1 protein-coding gene is annotated in these 1,317 nt (G+C 32.3%); it reads right to left on the reverse strand.

The features are described from left to right. Nucleotides 1-700, reverse strand: a 700-nt coding sequence (locus I3255_RS14415; RefSeq protein WP_346268628.1) for a hypothetical protein, incomplete at its 3' end; no start/stop codon positions are given. Between the last annotated feature and the right edge of the window lie 617 nt (nucleotides 701-1,317).

Here is a 1,317-nt window from a genome sequence, read left to right on the forward strand (position 1 = left end):
TTTCAGTCAGATTCTCATTCTCTAAATATGTTTGAAATGTACTGCTATAACTATTTAATACATCATAACGTAGTCGTTTTTGACCTACAGAAAAATCAATTCTTCCCTTTGCGTCTTTCGCTCCATAACTATATTTAATTGCAAAATCCGTATCTTTCTTTTCTATAGGCTTTGTTATTTGAAAATTATCAAAGGATGCAACATCTTCTGCAGGAGAGTTATCATCAAAATAAAATCCGTTAGTTACCCCAGTACCTAAGGCTTCATGCCCTAAGCCATAGTTTGCTGTTAATTCTAGATGATGACGTAAACCCAGCTCCCATTTAAAGATTCCGTTAAAGTTATGGTCGCTATAGTTCTGGTCGCTACTTCCTTGATAACTAGTCACATCATTCGTATATTTACGATAATCACCTGAATAATAGAGACCAAAATCCTTAGTGTAACGATGACCTGTTATAGAGAATGCAGGCTTAATCGTATAGTAATTTGAACCAACAATATGATCACTGTTTTGATTAAATACATTGTCATCATAGCCATAGTCACTCGATACTGATGAGGAAAACTCAAGCCCTAACAAGGGATCTATATGCTTAGATTCTTGAAAAGTAATGTTTGCACTTGCATTGATTGCGTAAGTCGCACTAAGACAACTTAATAATAACAAGTGAATTTTATTGCTCTTAAACCGAAGCATAATTATTGTCTGACACCCTCTCTGATAAACAGCGTTTGACCTACGAACCATGTGGCATAACAAAGCCACTAATATTGATGATTATAATGAAAACATCACACCACACTGTCAATTTTTTGTCACGATATGCATTTCATGGATTTACTTTTACTTCATGCTATTGATTTTAAATAATAATTTAAGAACAAATTAAGCCTTTAAAACTAATAATAAATCGATCAGTAATTATCAAACAGCTCTTATATTCAATATGCAAATAAATAAAGATCGAAGCATTCATGAATTTATATACAAACAACTATCATTGTTAGCACAAATAAAATATCAGTCATAAATATCTGTTCAAAATCATCTAGTAGCTCTAAATTTTCAATCGTTGCCTATTTGTCTCCAGGTAACTTCAACAATAAGAACAAGTTGAGAAAGACTTCCAATAGTTTTCATATACTTGAATTTGTCACAACACTCTAAAGCCCACATTTTGACGTTACTTAAGCATATTGTTGAAATAATAAATTCTATTGCAAAAAAAAGCCGATGCTCTCAACAAGCATCGGCTTTAAAAAAATAACGTCTAAACGCAGTGATTAGTTCGTTAGATCATCAAAGAACTTCTT

The sequence above is a fragment of the Psychrobacter sp. Ps6 genome (assembly GCF_022129235.1).
Classification (GTDB): Bacteria; Pseudomonadota; Gammaproteobacteria; order Pseudomonadales; family Moraxellaceae; genus Psychrobacter.